We start from the raw sequence: 1,067 nt of genomic DNA on the forward strand, positions 1-1,067 counted from the left end.
GCCCCCACGAACCCTCGCGTGAAGTAGGGCGCGCCTGAGGCGCGCGACGCCCGGATTGCGCCCGCGAACGGCGCCGTCCGGACTTCCCGACGCGAGGATTCCCGTTCATGTCGACCCGTTTTGCTGCCGCCTATGGCGCGGTGGCGCTGCTTGCCGCCGTCCTGGCGGGGCCCGTGCACGCCCATGAGGGGCACGACCACGGCGCCGCTCCGCCGCCCGTCTCGAAGACCATCGCCCCGCGCGGCGAGGCGCTCTCGGACGCCTTCGAGCTCGTCGCCATCCCGCGCGACGGAACCCTGGCGCTGTTCCTCGACCGCTTCCGGACGAACGAGCCGGTCCCCGGCGCGACCATCGAGGTCGAGACGCCGGACGGTCCCAAGGTCGCGACCGCGACGACCGACGGCGGATACGCGCTACCGGCCCCGTGGCTGTCGAAGCCCGGTCGACACGAACTCGTCGCGACCGTCACCGCGGGCGACGCCGTGGACGTGCTCACCGTCGCAGTCACCGTGCCCGACCCGAAAGCCGTCGCAGCCCCCGCCAAGCCGGCTCCGGCGCAGGCGGCCCTGGCGCGCGTGTCCGAGGTCGCCCACGGTGTCAGGGAGCGCCTGACGGCCAAGGACCCGACCCTCGTGGCCGCGGTCGCCGTCGCCTTCCTGCTCGGTATGCTTGTGACGGCGCTCGCGCGCGGGCGCCGGGGCGCCCCGGCGGTGGCCTTGGTCGCCATCGGCATCACCATCATCCTCGGCACGGCAGCTTTCGCGCACGGCGACGAGGACCATGGCGCACCGGTGCAGGGGGCGGCGCTGATCGAGCCGCGCCAGGGTGGGCCCGCGACCTCGGACCTCGCGCAACGCCTGCCCGACGGCTCCGTCTTCGTACCCAAGCCCACGCAGCGGCTGCTGGTCCTGCGCACCACCATGACCGAGCAGGGCAGCTTCCACCGCTCGGTCGAGCTTCCCGGCCGCATCATCCCGGACCCGAACGCCAGCGGCGTCGTGCAGTCCTCGGTCGGCGGCCGGCTCTCGCCCCCGCCCTCGGGCCTGTTTCCCCGCCTCGGCACCAAG

Annotated in this window: 1 protein-coding gene; it reads left to right on the top strand. The window is 74.2% G+C overall.

All coding sequences use genetic code 11. From position 1 onward, the window contains the following. Positions 1-107: 107 nt before the first annotated feature. Positions 108-1,067 (top strand): carboxypeptidase-like regulatory domain-containing protein (locus AX737_RS27870; protein WP_197430745.1); only part of this gene is annotated, 960 nt, incomplete at its 3' end.

Origin of the sequence: Methylobacterium sp. CCH5-D2, assembly GCF_001556475.1 — a bacterium.
Lineage (GTDB): Bacteria > Pseudomonadota > Alphaproteobacteria > Rhizobiales > Beijerinckiaceae > Methylobacterium > Methylobacterium hispanicum.